Source organism: Halorubrum tebenquichense DSM 14210 (assembly GCF_000337415.1).
Lineage (GTDB): Archaea > Halobacteriota > Halobacteria > Halobacteriales > Haloferacaceae > Halorubrum > Halorubrum tebenquichense.
In genome coordinates this window covers 1-20,441 of the sequence record NZ_AOJD01000054.1, presented here as the reverse complement: position 1 = coordinate 20,441, position 20,441 = coordinate 1, and the positions used below count along the sequence as shown (strand labels likewise).

The 20,441-nt window shown below is 71.2% G+C and carries 21 protein-coding genes and 1 pseudogene; 9 read left to right on the top strand and 13 right to left on the bottom strand.

Annotation, left to right across the window (positions count from 1 at the left end):
* The first annotated feature begins 117 nt into the window (after window positions 1-117).
* Complete coding sequence (locus C472_RS10465; protein WP_006629803.1) at window positions 118-1,401, top strand: MBL fold metallo-hydrolase; 1,284 nt, start codon at window positions 118-120, stop codon at window positions 1,399-1,401.
* Window positions 1,402-1,431: 30 nt separating this feature from the next.
* Here the strand turns inward: C472_RS10465 and C472_RS10460 are convergent, their stop codons facing one another.
* From C472_RS10460 to C472_RS10440, 5 genes are all read right to left on the bottom strand, one after another.
* Window positions 1,432-1,704: a DUF7385 family protein gene (locus tag C472_RS10460; RefSeq protein ID WP_004596496.1), complete on the bottom strand. Its 273-nt coding sequence runs from the start codon at window positions 1,702-1,704 to the stop codon at window positions 1,432-1,434.
* 113 nt (window positions 1,705-1,817) lie between these two features.
* On the bottom strand, window positions 1,818-2,708 hold the full coding sequence (locus C472_RS10455; RefSeq protein ID WP_006629802.1) for an endonuclease V: 891 nt from the start codon (window positions 2,706-2,708) through the stop codon (window positions 1,818-1,820).
* Entirely contained in the window at window positions 2,708-3,703 is a 996-nt protein-coding gene (locus tag C472_RS10450) for a rhomboid family intramembrane serine protease (RefSeq protein ID WP_006629801.1), read from the bottom strand. Before C472_RS10450 ends, C472_RS10455 begins: the two co-directional genes overlap by 1 nt.
* A 456-nt stretch (window positions 3,704-4,159) precedes the next feature.
* Complete coding sequence (locus tag C472_RS10445) at window positions 4,160-4,879, bottom strand: type I 3-dehydroquinate dehydratase (protein ID WP_006629800.1); 720 nt, start codon at window positions 4,877-4,879, stop codon at window positions 4,160-4,162.
* A gap of 85 nt (window positions 4,880-4,964) precedes the next feature.
* The gene (locus C472_RS10440; RefSeq protein WP_006629799.1) at window positions 4,965-5,939 is read right to left on the bottom strand and encodes a transcription initiation factor IIB; all 975 of its coding nucleotides are present in this window, start codon (window positions 5,937-5,939) and stop codon (window positions 4,965-4,967) included.
* Between the two features lie 205 nt (window positions 5,940-6,144).
* Between C472_RS10440 and C472_RS10435 the strand changes: the two genes are divergently transcribed.
* From C472_RS10435 to C472_RS10425, 3 genes are all read left to right on the top strand, one after another.
* Window positions 6,145-6,942: a cobalamin-binding protein gene (locus tag C472_RS10435; RefSeq protein WP_006629798.1), complete on the top strand. Its 798-nt coding sequence runs from the start codon at window positions 6,145-6,147 to the stop codon at window positions 6,940-6,942.
* Window positions 6,939-7,532: a DUF84 family protein gene (locus C472_RS10430; protein ID WP_006629797.1), complete on the top strand. Its 594-nt coding sequence runs from the start codon at window positions 6,939-6,941 to the stop codon at window positions 7,530-7,532. The genes C472_RS10435 and C472_RS10430 overlap by 4 nt, the downstream gene beginning before the upstream one ends.
* A 152-nt stretch (window positions 7,533-7,684) precedes the next feature.
* Window positions 7,685-7,939 (top strand): DUF7123 family protein, encoded by a 255-nt coding sequence (locus C472_RS10425; protein ID WP_006629796.1) that lies wholly within the window; start codon window positions 7,685-7,687, stop codon window positions 7,937-7,939.
* 49 nt (window positions 7,940-7,988) lie between these two features.
* Here the strand turns inward: C472_RS10425 and C472_RS10420 are convergent, their stop codons facing one another.
* From C472_RS10420 to C472_RS10405, 4 genes are all read right to left on the bottom strand, one after another.
* Complete coding sequence (locus tag C472_RS10420) at window positions 7,989-8,597, bottom strand: winged helix-turn-helix transcriptional regulator (protein ID WP_006629795.1); 609 nt, start codon at window positions 8,595-8,597, stop codon at window positions 7,989-7,991.
* A gap of 87 nt (window positions 8,598-8,684) precedes the next feature.
* A complete protein-coding gene (locus C472_RS10415) occupies window positions 8,685-9,833 on the bottom strand; it encodes an SPFH domain-containing protein (protein WP_006629794.1) in 1,149 nt (382 codons plus the stop codon).
* Between the two features lie 119 nt (window positions 9,834-9,952).
* Window positions 9,953-10,399 carry an SRPBCC family protein gene (locus C472_RS10410; protein WP_006629793.1) on the bottom strand — a complete coding sequence of 149 codons (447 nt, stop codon included), beginning with the start codon at window positions 10,397-10,399 and terminating at the stop codon, window positions 9,953-9,955.
* Window positions 10,400-10,430: 31 nt separating this feature from the next.
* Entirely contained in the window at window positions 10,431-12,434 is a 2,004-nt protein-coding gene (locus C472_RS10405; protein WP_006629792.1) for a bacterio-opsin activator domain-containing protein, read from the bottom strand.
* Window positions 12,435-12,697: 263 nt separating this feature from the next.
* Between C472_RS10405 and C472_RS10400 the strand changes: the two genes are divergently transcribed.
* Window positions 12,698-14,779 (top strand): AAA family ATPase, encoded by a 2,082-nt coding sequence (locus C472_RS10400; protein WP_006629791.1) that lies wholly within the window; start codon window positions 12,698-12,700, stop codon window positions 14,777-14,779.
* Window positions 14,780-14,803: 24 nt separating this feature from the next.
* On the opposite strand, the gene C472_RS10395 is transcribed toward C472_RS10400, so the two are convergent.
* Together C472_RS10395 and C472_RS10390 are read right to left on the bottom strand one after the other, a co-directional pair.
* Window positions 14,804-15,019, bottom strand: coding sequence for a hypothetical protein (locus tag C472_RS10395; protein WP_193788345.1), 216 nt, complete (start codon window positions 15,017-15,019; stop codon window positions 14,804-14,806).
* 65 nt (window positions 15,020-15,084) lie between these two features.
* A complete protein-coding gene (locus C472_RS10390; protein ID WP_082238251.1) occupies window positions 15,085-15,867 on the bottom strand; it encodes a bacteriorhodopsin in 783 nt (260 codons plus the stop codon).
* 178 nt (window positions 15,868-16,045) lie between these two features.
* Here C472_RS10390 and C472_RS10385 point away from each other — a divergent pair, with 178 nt between their 5' ends.
* The 3 genes from C472_RS10385 to C472_RS10375 all read left to right on the top strand — a co-directional run bounded on the left by C472_RS10385 (window position 16,046) and on the right by C472_RS10375 (window position 18,457).
* Window positions 16,046-16,426, top strand: a complete 381-nt coding sequence (locus C472_RS10385) for a SlyX family protein (RefSeq protein ID WP_006629788.1) — start codon at window positions 16,046-16,048, stop codon at window positions 16,424-16,426.
* Between the two features lie 120 nt (window positions 16,427-16,546).
* Window positions 16,547-17,599 (top strand): Brp/Blh family beta-carotene 15,15'-dioxygenase, encoded by a 1,053-nt coding sequence (locus C472_RS10380; protein ID WP_006629787.1) that lies wholly within the window; start codon window positions 16,547-16,549, stop codon window positions 17,597-17,599.
* A 117-nt stretch (window positions 17,600-17,716) separates the two neighbouring features.
* A complete protein-coding gene (locus tag C472_RS10375; protein WP_006629786.1) occupies window positions 17,717-18,457 on the top strand; it encodes a protein sorting system archaetidylserine synthase in 741 nt (246 codons plus the stop codon).
* 110 nt (window positions 18,458-18,567) lie between these two features.
* On the opposite strand, the gene psmB is transcribed toward C472_RS10375, so the two are convergent.
* Window positions 18,568-19,299 (bottom strand): archaeal proteasome endopeptidase complex subunit beta, encoded by a 732-nt coding sequence (gene psmB, locus C472_RS10370; protein WP_006629785.1) that lies wholly within the window; start codon window positions 19,297-19,299, stop codon window positions 18,568-18,570.
* A gap of 258 nt (window positions 19,300-19,557) precedes the next feature.
* Window positions 19,558-19,734 (bottom strand): hypothetical protein, encoded by a 177-nt coding sequence (locus tag C472_RS17550; RefSeq protein WP_006629784.1) that lies wholly within the window; start codon window positions 19,732-19,734, stop codon window positions 19,558-19,560.
* Between the two features lie 335 nt (window positions 19,735-20,069).
* Between C472_RS17550 and C472_RS10365 the strand changes: the two are divergent.
* A pseudogene (locus C472_RS10365) lies at window positions 20,070-20,441 on the top strand (uracil-DNA glycosylase); the annotation flags it as partial.

Sequence of the window (20,441 nt, the reverse complement as noted above, 5' to 3'; positions counted from 1 at the left end):
GCTATTTATAAGTGAACCGTCGGGGAGCACCAGTCTTCATCGCAGACCCCGCCGCCGACGTTCCACTCTCCGCTTCGCCCACCGAGCGCTTTTGATCGCGCGGACCGAGACACAGGTATGGTCGAAACAATCTCCGCCGACGAGTTCCGCGACATGATCGACGCGCGACGGCGCGGCGACCGCTCGTTCTCCCTCGTCGACACGCGCCCGGAAGAGAGCTTCGCGGGGTGGCACGTGGCGGACGCGGTCAACTACTTCCACAAGCCGTTCCACGAGTTCGACCTCGACGACTTCGAGCGCGAGACGGGCCTCTCGCCCGACGACAGCGTGGTCACGCTGTGTGCCAAGGGGAAGGCCTCGAACGACTTCGCCGCCGAACTCGAGGCGGCGGGGTACGAGAACGTGCTCGTCGTCGACGACGGCATGCGCGGCTGGTCCGCCGTCTACGACCGGACCGCGGTGCCGCTGCCCGACGCGCCGGATTCCGCCCCGCCGCTCGACCTCGTTCAGATCCAGCGTCGTGCGAAGGGGTGTCTGGGATACCTCGCCGTCGGCGGACGCGAGGCGGGCGACGCCGATCACGCCCCCGCAGATTCCCACGGCACCGACCGCGTCGCCGTCGCTATCGACGTCTCCCGACACGGCGACGAGTGGGTCGAGGCCGCCGCGGAGCGCGACGCGTCGATCGCGGCGGTCCTCGACACGCACGTCCACGCCGACCACCTCTCGGGCGGCCGGGCGCTCGCCGACGACCTCGGCGTTCCCTACTACCTGCCCGCCGCGGCCGCCGACCGCGACGTGGCCCACGCGTTCGAGCCGATCGAGCGCAACGAGACGCTCGACGTCGGCGGGGTCGACCTGAAGGCGCTCGCGACGCCCGGCCACACCGCCGACGGCGCGAGCTACCTCGTCGGCGGGAGCGCGGTCCTCACCGGAGACACCCTCTTCACCGACAGCGTCGGGCGGACGGAACTCCAGTTCTCTGCCGGTGACCGGGACGGCGACGAAGTCGGACCGGACGCGCCCGCCGCGGAAGCGGCCCGCGACCTCTACGACTCGCTCCACGGCACGCTGCTCGCGGAACCCGACGCCGTCGTCGCCTGTCCCGGTCACTTCGCGGTCGCGAACGACGGGACGACCGGCGACGTGGTTCCGGGCGAGCCGGTCGTCACGACGATCGGCGAGGCCCGCCGCGGGATCGGCGTCCTCGGACTCGACCGGGAGGCGTTCGTCGAGAAGATTACGCGGACGCTTCCGGAGAAGCCGCCGAACTACGAGTCCGTGATCGCGGCCAACCGCGGCGTCGAGTCGCCGCCCGACGAGACCGCGGCGATCGAACTGGAGCTGGGACCGAACCGCTGTGCGGCCGAGCCGGACGAGCCGTCGGCGGCGGACGACTGACTGCGGACGCCGCCGTCTCCGCATCTCGATTCACTCGTCGTGGATGAAGACGAGCCGCTTCGACTCGGTGTTGACTAAACAGAGGTCGATCCCGTCGCGGGTCGCGCCGATCTGCTGCCAGCCGTGGTCGCTGACGAACAGCGTCTGGAACACGCCGCGGTCGCAGTCGGGGTTCGGACAGCCGACCCCCGCCGCGTTCTTGTAGACGGTGGTCCCGCCGCCGGAACTCTGGCGCACCAGGCCGTCCGTCAGCGACCGGAACTCCTCGGCGGACATCGGACTCTCCGCGTCGTCGTCTCCCATGCGATCGCGTTCGCCGCCGACCGTCTAAAAACCGCCCGACCGTGACAACTCCTGACACGGATCCGTCGCCGCGGTTCGTCCGACCGTTCGGTGACCGTCTCGCCCCGGAGCGTTCAGTCCGCGTCTCGCTTCGCGGCGTCCGCGTGCGCGTCCGCGAACCGCGTCGGCTCGGGGAGCTTGTACCCCGCGCAAAGCGCCGCGACGAGGTCGACCGCGGTCTCCGCCGACACGCGGTGGCCCGGACTCACGTACAGCGGGTTCACCCGCTTGCTCGTCGGATACTGCCGCGACTGGAACGCGTGGCCGATCGCGGTCCCCGGCTCCGCGGTCGTCACCGCGCCGTCGGCGCGGACCGGCGTCCGCCAGCCCTCGGGGCGCTCCTCGGTCGGCTCGTCCGGCTCGCCACAGAGGAGGTTCTTCGCGACGCCGACGCTCGGCGCGTCGCGGAGGACGCCGACGTGCGTCGCGAGGCCGGCCTCGCGGAAGTGGATCCGCCCGGAGCCGTCGCAGATCAGGAGATCCGGGTCGGCGGCGAGCGCGTCGAGCGCGGCCAGTATCGGGTCGCCCTCCCGGAACGCGAGCAGCCCGGGAACGTACGGGATCGACAGCGGCGTCGTCGCGCTCGCGTACTCGATCACGTCGCCGTCGCGGAACGCGACCGCGGCGGAGACGGCGGCGTCGGGGGCGTCGCCGCGGTCGGTCAGGAACGCCTGATCGATCCCGACCACGACGGGCGCGTCCGGGTCGTGGTCGTCCCCCGCGCCGGCTTCCGGGTCGTGGTCGTCCCCCGCGCCGGAGCCCGTTCCGAGTCGCTCCTGCGGGCCGTCGCGCGCCGGCGGCAGTCCGTCCGCGAGCGAGGGGGCCTCGTCGACCGCGACCGCGGCCGGGTCGAGCGCGTGGTCGTCGTCGAACGTCGCGGCCGCCGCGATCTCGCGCTGGAGATCCTCCATCTCCGCTCGCGAGAGCGACGGGTCCGGCCGGAGGTCGGGCCGCGCGCGGTCCATCAGAACCGACCGCCCGGGCCGCCGGGACCGCCCGGGCCGCGCGGGCCGCTCGCGCCGCCCATCGAGACGCCGCCCATGCCGCCCGCGGAGCGCGCCAGCCCCTCGTTGCGCTTGCCGAACGCGAGTCCGATCGCGAAGCCGATCAGGTGCGCGAAGTGCGCGATACCGCCGGCGCTTCCGGCTCCGCCGCTCAGGACGCTCTGGATCACCAGCACCGCCGAGACGACCGCGATCCCCCACGTGAGGTACTTGATCTTCATCGGAATCACGAAGAAGAGGAGCACCTGCATGTTCGGCCGCCAGACGGTGAGGACGCCGAGGATCGCGAAGCCGGCACCGCTGGCCCCGAGGACGCCGGCGGACGCGCCCATCCCGATCGCGAACAGGATGTGGCCGAGGCCGGCGACGATCCCCGACGCGAAGAAGAACGCGACGAACTTCTTCGACCCGACCGCGCGCTCGACGAGGGGGCCGAAGAACAAGATTACGATGCTGTTGCCGATGATGTGGAACAGATTTACCGGAGAGTGCGACAGCACCGACGTGACCCACGTCCAGACGTTGCCGAGCGCGTCCGTGTGGAGGACGAACAGGGTCTGATGGAGCGCGGGGCCGCCGAAGAACAGCGTGACCAACTGGGCGACGAAGGTGACCCACATCGCCAGCAGGATCGCGTACGTCGCGTTGTTGCGGAAGTAGCTCACCAGTCCGCCCGTCCCGGTCGCCCGGTCGACCCGCCGTTTAAACCGGCTCACGACGCCGCCAGCGCGGCCACCGGCGGCACGGCCGGTTCCCCCCACCGTGCCGCCGCCGTCGTCGCCTTCGACGCTCTCGTCGAAGCCGCTGTCGAAGACGCCGCCGGGGTCGTCCCACTCGGCGAGGCCCGGGCAGTCGTGGTTCTCGGGCAGTCGGTGTTCGGCGCAGAACGTCTGGCCGCACCGTTTACACTGGTACGGGAGGTTCTCGTACTCCCCGCACACGTCGCACGTCGCCATTGGCGACTCTTACGGGGGCGGTCGTAAAGCGGTTTGGCTCTTTACTCGGTCTTCTGAGCGACAGTTAGCGGCCGTCGTGGTGGCTGAAAAGAAAACCCCGGTAACACACCCGTGAACGCCTCCGAAGCTCCAGTCGATCAGCTGTAAGAGAGTGTAACCGGTTGTGAATCTCCGATCGGCGCGAACACCGCCGAAGCCCCAGCCGCGAGGCGGACGTACACTCGCTGTGGTCCTCACTCGGTCGCTGTCGCTCCCTCGTTGCGGTCCTTGCGTCGTCTACGCCCGCCTCGCGGCTGCCCCTTCGAGTCCCACCCGGCACAGCCCCGCACCTCACGCCTCCCCAGCCTCGTCGCTCGCTCGGGGCTCCCTTCGGTCGCCCGCGCGCTCGCGACTCCCTCGCGCGTGCTCCTCGCGCCCTTCGGGCGCTCGCAGGCACGCGCCACCGCGGAAGTCGGTTCAGTCGCCGTCGGGTATCTCCGCGTCGCCACCTCTCAGGTCGTCCACGAGCCGCCGGAGCGTCGCGAGGGGGTACTGGCCGGGCGCGGTCGCGTCCGCGGCGTCGACGGGCGCGTACCCGATTTTCGAGCCGTAGACGGGCGCGACCGCGCGGGTGTGGCGACCCGCCTCGCCCATACACATGGTCGCGACGCGGTGGCCGGCGGCGGTCGCCTCGTGGGTGGCCTCCAGCATGGCGAGCGCGTCTCGCGGGGCGGTCGCGGTCGTCGCCAACTTCCCCACGTCGCCCTCGCTCGCGGCCTCTGTCAGCAGGTCGACGAGCGCGGCCGGCTCGGGGGTCGACTCGAAGTCGTGGACGGAGGCGACCACGTCGACGCCGGCCTCGCGGGCCGCCTCGCGCAGCGCGGTCGCGTGCGACGCCTCGGCCGGGTCCGGGTGCGTCCCGCGCAGCGCCGCGAGTTCGACGTCGACGGCGGCGACCGCGCCGTTCCCGATCGCGTCCGAGAGCGCGTCGTACCGACCGAGCCCGTCGGCCTCGCCGCCCTCCCACGACGCGCGGTTCGTGACGAGCAGCGGGAGGTCGCCGTCGTAGGCCGCCAGCTGGTCGAGCGGCGCGTCCGCCAGGTCCATCCGGAACTCCACCGCGTCGGCGTGTTCGCGGGCCGCCGGCTCCTCCGAGAGGTCGGCCGTGCTGGCGGCGAGAACGAACTCCTCGAACATACGCGGCCGTTCCGCGGCCGGCGACTTAGCTGGTCGGGTTGGAACGGTCGGCGGGGTCGAAACGGGTCGGAAAAGTGCGATCGACTTACGCGACGAGGCCGTCCTCGGCTTCGAGGAGCTCGTGGTACCGGTTCCGGATGGTGACCTCGGAGATGTCGGCGACCTCCGACACCGCGGCCTGCGTCGTCTTCTCGTTCGTCAGCAGCGCGGCGGCGTAGACGGCGGCCGCGGCGAGTCCGACCGGCGACTTGCCCGAGTGGACGCCCTTCTCCTTCGCGTTGCGGAGCAGGCTCTTCGCGCGCATCTCGGACTCCTCCGACAGTTCGAGGTCGGAGGCGAACCGGGGGACGTACTGCTCGGGGTCGGCCGGCTTCACTTCGAGCTTGAGCTCGCGGACGACGTAGCGGTACGTCCGGGCGATCTCGGCCTTCTCGACGCGCGACACGTCGGCGATCTCGTCGAGCGAGCGCGGGACGCCGGCCATCCGCGCGGCGGCGTACACGCAGGAGGTGGAGACGCCCTCGATGGAGCGGCCGGGAAGCAGATCCTCGTCGAGCGCGCGGCGGTAGATGACCGAGGCCGTCTCGCGGACGTTGTCCGGGAGCCCCTGCGCGGAGGCCATGCGGTCGATCTCGCCGAGCGCCTGTTTCAGGTTGCGCTCCTTGGAGTCGCGGGTGCGGAACCGCTCGTTCCACTTGCGGAGCCGCTGCATCTTCTGGCGCTGGCGCGCGCCGAGGGAGCGCCCGTACGCGTCCTTGTCGCGCCAGTCGATGTTCGTCGAGAGCCCCTTGTCGTGCATCGTGTTGGTAGTCGGGGCCCCGACGCGGCTCTTCTCGTCCTTCTCGCGGGAGTCGAACGCGCGCCACTCCGGCCCCCGGTCGACCGAGTCCGCCTCGACGACGAGCCCGCAGTCGCTACAGACCGTCTCGCCGTGTTCCTCGTCGTTGATGACGTGCCCGCCGCACTCCGGACAGCTCAGCGTCTCGTCGGTGTCTTCCGATTCCTCCTCGTTCGTCTCCGTTCGGGAGCGACTCCCCCGTGTGTGTAGTCGTTCACTCATAGCTCGGTTGCCCCCGGAAACTGAAACTGCCCGAGAGCGATCTTAGTTTACCGTCGACGGAACACAACTTAAAACGACCGGAACGTGTCGCTCGAAACCCGACGAAAGGACACGATCTATCACGTGTTTTCGGCGTCCGCGCTCGGGGCCGCCCGCCCCCGTCTGGACCGAAACCGTTGAGACGGTCGCGGCCGGAGCGAACGGCATGTCTACGCCCCGCGTCGTCTCGCTCGCCCCGAGCGCGACCGCGACGGTCGCCGCGCTCGGCGCGGCCGACCGGCTCGTCGGCGTCACCGCCCACTGCGACCTCCCCGACGACGCGCCGGGCGGCTCCGCGCACGGCGACGATCCCGCGACCGTCGTCGGCGGGTGGCTGAACCCAGACCTCGACCGCGTCGCCGCCCTCGACCCCGACGTCGTCCTCACGAGCGACGCGCTTCAGGAGAACCTCGCCGCCGACTGCCGCGACCGCGGCTTCGACGTCGCGCACCGCGAGCCGGCCACCCTCGACGACGCCGTCGACGGGTTCGCCGCCCGCGGGAGCGACGTGGGCCGCCCCGAGGCGGGCGAGCGACTCGCGGCCGACGCGCGCGACCGACTCGACCGGATCGCCGACGCCGTCGCCGACCGCCCCCGCCCGACCGTCTACTGCGAGGAGTGGTCCGACCCGCCGATGGCCGCCGGCAACTGGGTCCCCGACGCGGTCCGCGCCGCGGGCGGGCGCTACCCGTTCGTCGACTCGGGCGAGCGCTCCCGCGAGGTCGACCCCGGCGCGGTCGAGCGGGCCGACCCCGAGCGGGTCGTGGTCCACGTCTGCGGGCACGGCGACCGCGTCGACCCCGAGACGGTGGCGTCGCGCGACTGGATCGACGCCCCCGTCAGCGTGATCGACGACTCGCTCCTCAACCAGCCGAGCCCCGCCCTCCTCGACGGCGTCGAGCGGCTGGCGCGGTTGCTCCATCCCGAGGCGTTTTCGCCCCCCGGCGACGACGACCGCGCATGACGACCCTGCGAGTCGGCGTCGGCAGCGGGAACCCGGTGAAGCGGCGCGCGGTCGAACTGGCGCTCGGAGCCGCGGCGGACGCGGACCTCCCGGGCGACCCGACGGGCGTCGCGATCGAGTCGGTGCCCGTCGACTCCGGCGTGAGCGAACAGCCGACCGGCCACGCGGAGACCGTCGCCGGCGCGGAGAACCGGGCCGCGGCGGTCCTCGAAGCGGAACCGGAGGAGGAAACCGCGGGACTGCGGGGTGACGACCCCGCGGCGTTCGACCTCGGCGTCGGGATCGAGGGCGGCGTCGCCGGCTTCGACGGGGCCGACGGCCGCTACCTGATCATGTGGGCGGCGGTGACGGACGGCGACCGCGTCGGGCGCGCCGCCGGGCCGAGTCTCGCGCTCCCGGCGGACGTCGCCGCCCGGATCGACGACGGCGAGGAGCTCGGCCCCGTGATCGACGACCGACTCGGCACGGACGGCGTCGCGACGCGCGGCGGGGCGGCGGGCGCGCTCACCGCCGGCCGCGTCGACCGCGCCGAGGCGCTCGCGGCCGCGGTGAGCGGCGCGCTCGGTCCGTTCGTCTCGGAGTTGTACTGACCCGACCCCCGGCCGAACGGGTTCGAAGACCGTACCTAAACGCGGGGGTCGGGCCGTCGCTCCCCGCCTTGGATCTCGGCAAAACCGCCCGACCGCGTCGTGTTAACCCGACCTACCAACCGCCTTATGCTGGACGCGGACCTGATCCGCGTATGAGCACTGCCCACCCGGACGCGGTCGCAGCCGAATCGGCCGGCCTCTCCGCGAAGCAGGCCCGCATCCTGCGGTACCTCCGCGAGAACGCGGCCGACCGCACGTACTTCAAGTCGCGGCTGATCGCCGACGACCTCGACCTCTCGGCGAAGGAGGTCGGCGCGAACATGGGAGCCGTCGCCGACGCGGCCACCGATGTCGACGTGGAGAAGTGGGGCTACTCGTCGGGCACGACGTGGATGGTCACCGCCTGACCGGCGGTCGCCCTCGCGGTTCGGTCGACCCTTTCACCCGCGGCGCGCGTCACGGGTCGTACGCGACCAGCGACGCGGCGTCGTCGGCGAACGCGACCGTCTCGGCGTCGAAGGAGTCCGCGTACCGGACGACGAGGGTGAGCAGTCGCTCCGGCTCCGTCAGCGCGTAGCCGTCGCTCCGGTCCAACAGCCCCGCGGCCTCGAGGTCGGCGGCCGCGGCGCTTATCGTCGGCCGGGAGACGTCGAGCGCGCTCGCGAGGTCGGCCCCGGTCGCCTCCGGGTCGCGCAACAGCGTGAGGATCATCCCGCGCGGCGTCTCCCGGCGGAGGTAGCCGAGCGCGCGCTTGTCCGTCTCGTCGAACCGGTCCGCCGGGAAAAAGCGCCGGTAGTCGGCGTCCTTCTCCGACTCGATCGCGCCGGCCTCCTCCAGTTTCCGGAGGTGGTACTGCGCCTCCCCGGTCCCGAGGCGGAGGTCGTCGCGGAGCTTCGAGAAGTGCGCGCCGGGGGTCGTCGGCACGTAGCCGCGGATCGCCTCCCGCGTCTCGTTGGCGTCGTCGCCGTCGCTCGCGCTCGCCGTCCCGACGAACGGCGCGGCGGCCCCGACCGCGGCGAACCGCCGGAGCGTCTCGCGCTTCCGGCCGTCGAACCCCTCTGTCACGCTACACGTTAGACTACGCCTCGACAAAAGCACTTCGTTCGGGGACCTCGGTCCGAAAAGTCGGCGCTCGCGGCGTCTCGCGCCGCGTCAGTTCTCCGTCTCCACTTCGCCGTCCGCCTCCACTCCGGCGTCCACCTCCTCGTCGTCCATCTCTTGGATGACCTCGTCGGCGGACCTGATGCTCGCGCCGGCGTCGCCGGCCTTCACGGCCTCTGCCTCCTTCTCTAGCTCCTCGACATCCATCTCCGCGGACTCCTCGATCTGCCCGAGGATCTCGTCGATGTCGTCGAGGCCGAGCATCTTCCGGGTGTCGGCGTCGAACTCCTTCCCGTCGAGCCCCTCCATCTCCTGAACGTCGGAGCCGGAGAGCGCCTTGCCGTAGCGGCCGACGAGACTGGTCAGCTCCTGCGGGAGGACGAACGTCGTGGACTCGCCCTTGCCGATCTCTTCTAATGTCTCCATGCCGCGCTCGATGATGGCGCGCTCGCCCATCGACTCGGCCGAGCGGGCGCGGAGGACCGTCGAGATCGCGTCACCCTGCGCTTCGAGGATCTGGGACTGCTTTTCACCCTGCGCGCGGATGATGTTGGACTGCTTGTCACCTTCCGCCTGCTCGACCGCGGAGCGCCGTTCACCCTGCGCTTCGAGGATCATCGCGCGGCGGCGACGCTCTGCGGAGGTCTGCTGCTCCATCGCCTGCTGGACGTCCTTCGAGGGGTTGACCTCGCGGACCTCGACGCTCTCGACGCGGATCCCCCACTCGTCTGTGGGTTCGTCCAGTTCCTTCCGGATCTTCGCGTTGATCTCTTGGCGCTTGTTCAGCGTGTCGTCGAGCTCCATGTCGCCCAGCACCGCGCGGAGCGTGGTCTGCGCGAGGTTCGAGACCGCCTTCTTGTAGTCGTCCACTTCGAGGAACGCCTTCTTTGCGTCCATCACCTTGATGTAGACCACCGCGTCGGCGGTCACCGGGGAGTTGTCCCGAGTGATCGCTTCCTGGCGAGGAACGTCGAGCGTCTGCGTCCGCATGTCGAACGGGTACGTCCGCGAGACGAACGGGGGAATGAGGTTGATGCCCGGTTCGAGCAGCTTCCGGTACTCGCCGAAGACGGTGAGCGTCTTCTTCTCGTAGGCGTCGACGATCTCGAACGACTGCCAGAGCGTGACGACCACGAGAAGCAGCGCGAGCAGGCCGACGCTCACGAGCTCGAAACCGAGTTGGAGGGGTATCGGATCCATGCCCCCACTTGGAACATCGCACGCTTAATAGTTCGCACGCCGGGGGCCGTCGCCCCGCCATCTCCCGGTCGACGCGCGCCGGCGGCCGACTCCCTCCGGTGTCGTGTTCCCCGGTTCGCCTACTCGTCGTCGAACCGCCCCGCGACGTTCTCTAACGCCGCCCGGAGCTGCCGCTCGTTGAACCGGCGGATCGCGGGTGCGCCGAGCCTCGTGAGCGCGTTCTCCGGCAGGCCGTACGTCGCGGCGTACGTCAGTTCCGTCTCGCCCTCGGCGGGCGCGAGCCGCAGGTCGATGGTCCCGGTGAGCCGTCCCCGAAGGTCGAAGACGTGGCGCTCGGGCGGGTCGTGGACGGTCTGGACGATCTCGCCGTCGATCCCCATCCCCGCCATCCGGTAGGTGTACGAGAGGCGCTTCCCGCCGTTCTCCAGCGGCTCGACGTCCCGCACGTCGGCGAGGCCGGGCGTGATCGCCGCGTGGTTCGCGGGGTCGTCGAGGAACGCGAAGACGGTCTCGGGGTCGGCCGCGACGAGGATCGCGTCGCTCGCGGCGAACGGGTCGTCGCTCATCGCTCCTCGGATCCCCCCGTCGGTCGCCGAGTCATTCGTCCGAGCGCGGGTCGACGTACGCCTCGACCAGCTTCCGCTCGGCGGCCCGGAGGTGCTGGTGGAACGTCTGCCGGGTGATCCCCATCCGCTCCGCGATCTCCGAGCCGTCGACCGGTCGCGGCCACTCGAAGTAGCCGTTCAGCTCGGCGGTCTTCAGCGCCGCGCGCTGCCGCTCGGTGAGCTGTTCGTCGACCGCCGCCGCGAACTCCGCGACGGTGCGGTCGCGGCTCTCGCGCTCGACGCGCGACCGGAGCTCGACCCCCTCGTACTCGTCGCGGAACACGTCGAGGATCGAGCGCACGTCGCGCTCGGGCGGTGCCTCGACCGTCAGCGTCGTCGCGTCCGCGGTCGCGGTCGCCTCTGAGACGATCCCGCCGTGGTCGGCCAGCCGCGCGAGGGGGGGCGACTCGGTGACGGTGACGGCGAAGCTGACGGCGTCGGTCGTCTCCGAGACCGGCCGCATCGACTCGACCACCGACAGCGCCGCGACCTCGTCGAGGTCCACGTCGCTGCCGTCGACTCGGAAGTACAGTTCGCCGGCGTCGTCGTCGAGCCGCGTCGTCCCGAGGTGTTCGACCTCCTCGCCGACCGCGTCGGCGATCTGCGAGAGCGTCGACGAGGGGTCGCGGATCTCCACGACGATCTCGCAGACCCGGTCGGTGGTGAGGATCCGCGTCGTCTCGACGGAGTGGAGGCCGTTTGCGATCATCTTCCCGACGGACTCGCACACCTTCCGCTCCCGCCGGTCGAGGACGTTCGCGCCGTTCCCGTAGATACCCAACACGCCGTACCGGCGCTTCCCGTAGGTGAGCGGGACGACGAGCAGCTGCGTCCCGCCGGCGGACGCCGGCGAGAGCGGTCCGCCGCCGTCGCCCTCTATCGAGCCGCCCCGGAGCTCCTCCGTCTCGATCGCCTCCCGGACCTCGGCCGGGGTCTCGGCGACGTCGAACGTCGCTCCCGGCTCGACCGCCACGCCGCTCGCGGCGTTCACCTCGAACCGCCCGGTCGCCGAGGAGACCTCGCCGATCCACGCGCCGGCGTACCCCGGCTCGTCGGCGACGACCTCACAGACCCGATCGGGGATCACGTCCGGGTCCCAGTTCTCGACGAGGATCCGGCTGATGTCGCTGAGGAGTCCGTTCACCCGACCGAGGAGCCTGTCGAGCGCCCGGCGCTCCGTCGCGAGCTTCTCGGCGCGCTCCTCCGCGAGCCGCTCGGCCGCCTTCCGCTCGCTCACGTCGTTCTGGAACCCGACGTAGTGGGCGAGCTCGCCCTCCTCGTCGTAGACGGGGGCCACCGTCAGCTCGTTCCAGAACGGGGTTCCGTCCCGCCGGTAGTTCCGTATCTCGACGGTCACCTCCTCCTCGTTGCCGATCGCCTCCGCGATCTCCTCGACGGTCTCCGGGTCCGTCCCCGGGCCCTGGAGGAACCGCGGGTTCCGGCCGAGAACCTCCTCGACCGAGTAGCCGGTGTGTTCGCGCCACGCGTCGTTGACGTACACGAGCGGGTAGTCGGGGAGGTCCGGGTCGCTGATGCTGATCCCGATCGGCGCGTCCTCGACGGCCCGCGTCACCTCCGTCGCGGTCGGCTCGTGGTCGGACACGTCCTGTCGCGGCTCCGAGTCCGGCACGCCGGAGGAGACGGCCGACACGTCGGACACGAGCCGGTCGATCGACGCCGCGCCGTTCTTTTTGAGGAACCGGTCGACGCCGTTCTCGTAGGCGGCCTCCGGGACGCCGTCCTCGTCCGTCTCGGTGAACATCACGACCGGGATGCCGGCGTCGGACTCCTCGATCGCGGTCGCCAGCGCGACGCCGTCGTCGCCATCCAGGGCGTACTCGCTGACGACGCAGTCGTACTCGCCCGTCGTCGCCTTCGCGACGGCGGACGCCGCGGTCTCCGTGCGCGTCACGTCGAACCCCGCGGCGTCGAGCGCCGTCTCGATCCGATCGCTCCCCTCGTCCGGATGGACGAGCAGAGCCCGAGCGTTCGCCATGTGTAGCCGTTTGTAGTCACACGGGTTAATGCTTGCCAGTCTTCCGACGTGTCGGATCGGGGCTCCGGGTCGCGTCGGCGGGCGCGTCGAGCGAGTCGAATCGCGGGGCCGCGGTCGCGTCGGCGGCCGCGACGGTGTCCAGTCAGGCCGTGGGTACTTTGTGGTCGATGCGCGTACCGATCCGTGTATGCTGTCGACGACCGCCGCCGGCGGGGCGTCCCGCGATCCGACCGACGAACGATGACGGTACGCATCGACGACCGATGACGGTGCGTATCCCGGTCCGAGAGCCGCCCACGTCGGTCCCCGGGGACCGCGTCGGTCTCCCGGAGTCCGTCCTCGCCGAGCTGGGGATCGGGCTCGGCGACTCCGTCGCCGTCGGGGGCGCACACCGGGTCGTCGCCCCTGCGGTCGCGGTCGACGACGGAGCGCGGGCCGTCTTCCTCCCCGAACGGCTCCGTCGGACCGCGGGGGTCGAACCCGGCGAGACCGCGGCCGTGTCGGCGTCGGACCTCCCCGTCGCGTCGGCCGTCACCCTCCGGCTCCGCCAGTCGGTCGACTTGGAGCGGAGCGAGGACGCGATCCGCCGGCGGCTCGACCGCCGGGCGGTCGCCCTCGGCGACGAGTTCGAGGTCACCCGCCTCGGCGGTGCCCTCACGCTCCGGTTCGACGTGCGCGACGTGGCCCCGTCATCGCCGGCCGTCGTCACGGACGAGACCGAGATCACCGTCGCGGCCGACGACGGGACGCCGGCCGTCGTCGCCGAGCGGCCGGACGGGGTCGGCGTCGGGGACGAGCTCGTCCCGACGGCGACGTTCGAGCGCCTTCGCGAGGCGGTCGCGGCGCGGTTCGACGCCGCGGACACCTTCGAGTCGGCGGGCTACCCGACGCTGGGCCTGCTCCTCCACGGGCCGCGCGGCTCGGGGAAGACGACGCTCGTCGAGGGCGTCGCGGCCGCGACCGGCGCGACGCTCATACGCGTCTCGGCGGCCAGGCTCCGCGGCGAACGGGCCGGCGACCGGACGGACCGCCTCGACCGCGTCGTCGAGAGCGTCACGGCGGGGGAGCCGACCGTGGCCCTCCTCGACGACCTCGAGGCGCTCGGGGCCGACGACGGCGGCTCCGCGCTGGCCGACCGGCTCCGCTCGACCGTCGACGAGCTCCGCGCCGGCGACCGGACGGTCGTGATCGGCGCGACGACGGACCCGAGCGCCGTGCCGTCGGCGCTGCGCCGCGGCGGGCGGTTCGACCGGGAGGTGGCGGTCGAGCCGCTGACGACCGCCGAGCGCTCGGCCGCGCTCGAAGCGCTCTGCGAGGGCGCGTCGCTCGCGATGGACGTCGACTTCGAGTCGATCGCCGCGCGACTCAACGGGTACGTGTTCGCTGACTTGGCCGTCCTCGTGGACGCGGCGCTGGAGCGCGCGGTCCGGCGCGACGGCCGGTCCGCGATCCGGCTGACCGACTTCGACGCCGCGATCGACGAGGCCGAGCCGACCGGCCTCCGGGAGGTCACGGTGGAGTTCCCCGCGGTCGGCTGGGACGACGTCGGCGGGCTGGAGCCGGCCAAACGCGAGCTCGTGCGCGCGGTGTACTGGCCGCTGGAGTACGCCGACCGCTTCGCCGAGATGGGGATCGACCCGCCGTCCGGCGTCCTGTTACACGGGCCGCCGGGGACCGGGAAGACGCTGCTCGCGCGGGCCGCGGCGAGCCTCAGCGACGCGAATTTCATCCCGGTGAACGGCCCGGAGCTGCTCGACAAGTACGTCGGGGCCAGCGAGCAGGCGGTCCGCGACCTGTTCGCCACCGCGCGCGAGAACGCGCCGGCGGTGGTGTTCTTCGACGAGGTCGACGCCATCTCGCCGAAGCGCCGCGGCGATGACACGGGTGCCGGCGAGCGCGTCGTGTCGCAGCTGCTGACGGAGCTGGACGGACTGGAGCCGCTCACCGACGTCGTGGTGATCGCGGCGACCAACCGCCCCGACAACATCGACGAGGCGCTGCTGCGTCCGGGACGGATCGAGAAGGCGGTCGAGACGCCGCTCCCCGACCGGGACGCGCGCCGCGAGATCCTCGGGATCCACGCGCGGGAGATGCCCGTCGGGGCCGACGTCGACCTCGACGCCGTCGCCGACCGCACCGCCGGGTACAGCGGCGGCGACCTCGCGGCGCTGGTCCGAGAGGCCGGGCTGCTCGCGATCGAGGACGCGATCGTCGGCGACGGCCCGGCGACCGACTCGACCGTCGGTCGCGACCACTTCGAGCGCGCCCTCGCCGAGACGTCGCCGTCGACCCGCGACGGGCGAGCCGACCCCGGCCGGTCGGGGCCCGATCGATCGGCGGAGTGAGACGGCCGAAACCGGGGGTCGGAGCTACTCCTCGTGGAGGTTGAGGACGAAGTAGGCGACCCCGACCATGGCGAGCAGCTCCAGCGCCGCCATCGTCCAGAACGTGACGCCGAACCCCGCTTGCGACTCGAACCCGGGGATCACGAAAATCCCGCCGAGGGCGATCGCGAGGCAGACGGCGAGTCCGATCACGGACCGCGTACGCAGCACTGGCGGCTGTTCGGTGGTTGTGTCAGTCATGTCAAAAATGAACGGTGGAAAGTCGGTCGATGCGATGCGATCACGGAACGGTCGACGGGCGACCGTCAGTCCGCGGCCTGCGCCTCGGCACCCGCCGAGGGCTCCGGAGCCTCGGTCTCGCCGAGGATGGCGCGGCTGCGGAGCAGGACGAACCCGAATCCGACCTTCGCCGTCACGTCGAGCACCATGAACGCGAGCGTCTCGACGCCCAGGCCGACGACGCCGGCGCCTTCGGTCCCGATGATCCACAGGATCGGGTACGCCGTCCAGAGGACGGCGACGAGCGCCGTTAGCGTGTTGAAGGTGGTCTGCACGTCCTCCGAGAGCTCCGCGGCCGCGCTGCGGAGCACCGTCAGGAGGTAGTACAGCACGAACAGGAACGCGATCGTGCTGAACAGCCACCAGGTGTACCGCGCGAGCGGCGTGTGCGAGAGCGCACCGATGAGACCGGTGACGATCATCAGCGCGTCGACGCCGATGAGCGTCCCGATGGTGGTGCGGTCCGCGTTCGCGAGCAGCGCGAGGTCAAGCAGCAGCAGCGGCGTCGTGAACAGCCAGTCCGCGTACCGGGCGTAGTAGATTTCGAGCGGCTCGGCCATCCCGGCCACCTCGACCGTCGTCAGCCCGATGCCGAAGAACATCGACAGATACGCTGCCGACGCGATCCCCGGCACGAGGATCGTGATCGCGTAGTACTCACGGGCCTTCTTGTCCGTCACGCCCCAACCGCGGGCGATGAAGTAGAAGGTCCCGATGAGCATTAGTAGCGTGCCGATACCCAACCAAAGCGTCTCGGGGCGACCGTCCCCGAGGAGGTCGTATCCCGCCTGTAGCGCTATCGGGTCCATACCCACATCTTCATACAGTATATACTCTATTGAGATCGATGCCATCCCAGTTAGGTATCCGCGCCGTCGGCCGCTTGGTCGCGGCAGCGTCCGGGCCGCCGTCGCCGGCGTCGGACACCCCTTCGGGGGGAACCTTGTCGGCCCGAAAGTAATGAGCCTGGGGCACCACGGATAGGGCATGGCAGACGATGACGCCGAAGCGGAAGCGGAATCGACCGTCGAAACAACCGCGGAACGAGAGGCCGAAACCGAGGCGGCCGACGACGTCACCATCGACGTCGAGGCGATCGACGCGTACGAACAGCGAATCGAGGAGCTGTCCACCGCGGTCGAGGAGCGGGAGGACACGATCGAGGAGCTCCAGTCGGTCGTCGAAGAGCAGTCCGAACAGATCGAGACGCTCGAAAACCAGTTCTTGGACCTTTCCGCACGCGTCGCGGACGGGCGGAACCTCGGCGTCTGTCCCGAGTGTAACGGGCCGACGGAGAAGAAGGAGCGCCTGTTCAGGTCGGACACGATCGAGTGCACGCGCTGCGGCGAAGTGATCCACACGTACTGAGCGCGTCTCACTCCCTCGGCGGGGCGGCCGGCTGGCGACCGCGGCGAGCGCGCGCACGGCATATAAAATACCCAATAATGACGACGAGGCCCTAACCCCGTAAGAGCCGTACGTGCTGGTATGTCGACGTCGACGGCGAGTCCGGTACGGCGGCTCCTCGGTGAACCGGAGCGGACGGCCATCGGTGCGTCGCGCGCCGCGTTGCTCCTGCTCGCGGTCGGGTTCGGCGCGCTGTCCGCCGCCGGCACCGAGGTATCGCTCCGAACGCAGATGATCGCGTACCTCGTCGGGATGGTCGCGCTGAACCTCCCGCACGGGGGGTACGAACACTTCTCGAACCTCCGCCGGCGGGGCCTCCCGTTCGGCGCGCGGTACGTGGGGCTGTACGTCGGCTTCGTCGCGGCGTTCGTGACGCTGTTCGTCGTCGCGCCGCTGCCGGCGCTCGCGCTCGCGTTCGGGACCGCGGTCGCGAAGGGGGGGCACGGCGACCTGCGCGTGATGGACGCGCTGGTCGGCACCGACCACCTCCCCACGCGGCCGCAGCGCGCGCTCGCCGCCCTCGTCCGCGGCGGGGCCGTGATGGTCGTCCCCGCCGTCTTCTGGACCGACACCTTCTACGGCTTCACCGGTATCATGCTCGGCGTCTTCGACGGGCAGTTAGCGGGTCCCGCCGCCTCCTCGCCCGAGGCGGTCACCACGGCGCTCGGCGCAGCGTACGGCGTCGGGGTGCTCGCGCACCTCGGCGGCGGGCTCGCGACCAGTTGGCGTTCGACCGGCGGCGTGAGTCGATCGTGGCTCCTCGACGCCGCCGAGACGCTGCTGCTCGTCGCGTACTTCGCGCTCGTGCCCGTGGTCGTCGCCATCGGGCTCTACTTCCCGCTGTGGTACTCGATGCGCCAGTCGGCCCGAAGCATGGTCGTCGAGCGCGAGCGCCCCAGCCGGACCGAGGGCGTCTCGCTCGTCGTGGCGTGGGGCGTCCTCGTCGTCGGCGCGCTGGCCACGGCGACCGTCGCCGTCACCCTGTGGACCGTCGCGCCGAACCCGCTGGCCGGCGGCCCGCTGCTCTCCGGCGCGGTCGCCTTCTACACCATCTTCGTCTGCGTCATCGCCCTCCCGCACGTCGTCGTCGGGGAGTGGCTCGACTTCGGGCGCGGCATCTGGCACGTGCCCTGACGGCGGTCGGCTCACGGCCCGACTCCGGTTCGCGCCCCGACGCTCCCTCGACGGCGTCGCGTGCGGGCGGTCGACGAGATAACAAGCCCTAAAACCCGTCTCGTCGACCGGTACGGTATGCCTCTGCGGTTCGCCCGGCGGCTCGGACTCGCGGACGCGGTCACCGTGGCCAACGCCGCCGTCGGCTTTCTCGCCGTCGTCGCCGCGACGGTCGACGTCGCGCTCGCGGCCCGACTCGTCCTCCTCGCCGCGGTCGCGGACGGCCTCGACGGCGTCGTCGCCCGCCACCGCGGGTCGACGCCGGCCGGCCCGTACCTCGACTCGCTGGCGGACGTCGCCTCCTTCGGCGTCGCCCCCGCCGCGCTGGTCGCCGCCGTCGTCGGCGACGGCCGCTCGTTCGCGGCCGATCCCGTCCTCGTCGCCGCCGGCGTCGGCGCTGGCGCGCTGTTCGTCGCCGCCGCGGTCGCCCGCCTCGGCCTCTACACCGCCGACGAGGACGGCTCCCGCGAGACGGTCGGCGTCCCGACGACGCTGGCGGCGACGGTGCTCGCGGCCGCCGTCATTGCGGGCTACACCGCTCCGATTCTCCTCGTCGCGGCGACGGGGACGTTCGCGCTGCTGATGGGATCGACGGTCACGTACCCGGACCTCCACGCGCAGGACGCGCTCGTGATGGGCGTCGTCCAGGCCGCCGTGATCCTCACCCCCGCCGGCCACATGGCGACGGACGCGCTCCCCGCGTGGATCGGCGAGGGGTTCGCGTTCGCGCTGCTGTTCCTCTCCTGTGGCTACCTCCTCTTCGGCCCCCGGTTCTACTGGGGCGACGGGATCCGCGCGCCGCCGGGACTGCGGCGGTGACGGCCGGAGAGCCCGGAGAACGTACTCGCGAGTGGGAGGGAATCGGAAAAATCGCGATGAGAGTCGTCGGCGAACCGCGTCAGGGAACTGCGTCGACGGTGCGGGCGGCCTTACAGGAGGCCGTCGAACTCCTTGTACCGGGTGATGTCGACGCCGTCATCGGTGACGACGGCGACGTTGATCCCGTTGCCGGACGCGAGGTCGCGCTCGACGGCGGACTGGATCGCCTTCGCGGCGATTGTCTTCGCCTCGTCGATGGTGACGCCGTCGTCGTACTCCTGTTCCAAGACACCGAGCGCGTACTGCGACCCGGAGCCGGTGACGGTGTACTCCTCCTCGGTCGTGCCGCCGAGGGCGTCGATGGAGTAGATGTGTGCGCCCTCGTCGTCGACGCCGCCCAGGATCGGCTGGACGATGTAGAACGCGCCCGAGCGGAGGAGGTTCCCTGTCAGCGTCGACAGCGCCTCCATGGACATGTCCTTGCCGCGGCGGGCCTCGTAGAGGCTCGTCTCGGCGCGGAGCGTCGAGATGAGGTTCTGTGCCGCCGAGACGGATCCGGCGATGGTGAGCGCGCCGCGCGGGTGAATCTCCTCGACCTTCTGGACGTCCTTCGAGGAGACCATGCCGCCGAGGGAGGCGCGCATGTCGGTCGCCATCACGACGCCGTCCTCGGCCTTGATGCCGACGGTCGTCGTCCCGGTCTTCATCTCGCCGTCGCCTTCCGCCTTCGCGGCGCGGCGCTCGCTGTGTTCGAACTCGCCGAGCTCCGGTCCGAAGACGGGCTGGTCGCGGCCGAGGTCCGCCGCCGGGCCGTCTGAGAGGTCGCCAGTCGGTGTTCGCATTACACCTTCATTCGCTCGGCGCGCTGATAAAGGCAACCCTTCGGGGGCCGCCGACCGGTTCCGACGAACCTATCCGTCGCCGGGGGACGACCGCTCGCCCGCCCGACCGGAACGGGCCGCGACCGCCGGACGACCGCGCAACGTCGGTCCCGCGGGTAGGAGCTGTCAGCGGCCGGAACGCCCGGAGAAGCCGCCGGCGCGGTCGCTCGGGGGAATCTGCGTTCGTCGACGCCAAAACGGACCGTTACGGTCGGTCGATCACTCCTCGTCCGCGGTCTCGAACGCCTCGGTGGTGGTCTCGACGAGCCGGCCGACGGGGATGTTGATGCCGAGACGCCGGCGCGCGAAGACCGCCACCGGGAACAGCGAGATACCGGCGGCGACGGTCGCTTGGTGGAGCCCGAACAGGGCCGCCCTGCGGATGCGGTCGAACATTGAACTTCTGCCCGACCCGAGCGCGGGGACGTATAAGTATCTTCCGCGCGGTCGACCGAACGTACCCCGACGCAGTCGTGCGATTCTCGGTCGTAAATTAACGATCCTGAAATTACGACCCCGGCGCGGCGACCGACGCGTATCCAACGTCAGTCGGACCCACGGTATCTGCGTAACTTATGCGTATCCACGACGGTTCGTGCGCCTCGCATCGGGCCGACTCCGGGGGTTCGTTCCGCTCCCTGGCTGCGGAGCCGGGATCCGGGTCGCCGGCCGGGGAGCGTTCCCGCGTCGGACCGAACGCGATATAACCGGGTGCGCGCCTATCACGTTGCGTGCAGAACGTCACGGACCAGATCCGGAACCCGTTCGGGATGCGTCCCGACTGTCCGTCGTTCGTCCCGGGCTACGGCGACGCCAACGCCGACTTCCACGTCGTCGGCGACCGTCCGGGCGTCCACGGCGGGACCGCGGCCGGCGTCCCCTTCACCGGCGAGCCGTGGTCGCCCGCGTTCCTGTCGGCGCTGTCGGCCGCGGGACTGATCGCGGGGGTCGCGGACGGGGTCGGCCCCGACGGCGTCGCGCGTGAGGGTGATCCGGCCGCGACCGACCCGATCCGAACCGACCGGACGTTCCTCTCGTACCTCCACATGTGCGCGAGCGAGGAGCCGCCGGACGACGACGCGTACGCCGACATGGAGCGGTTC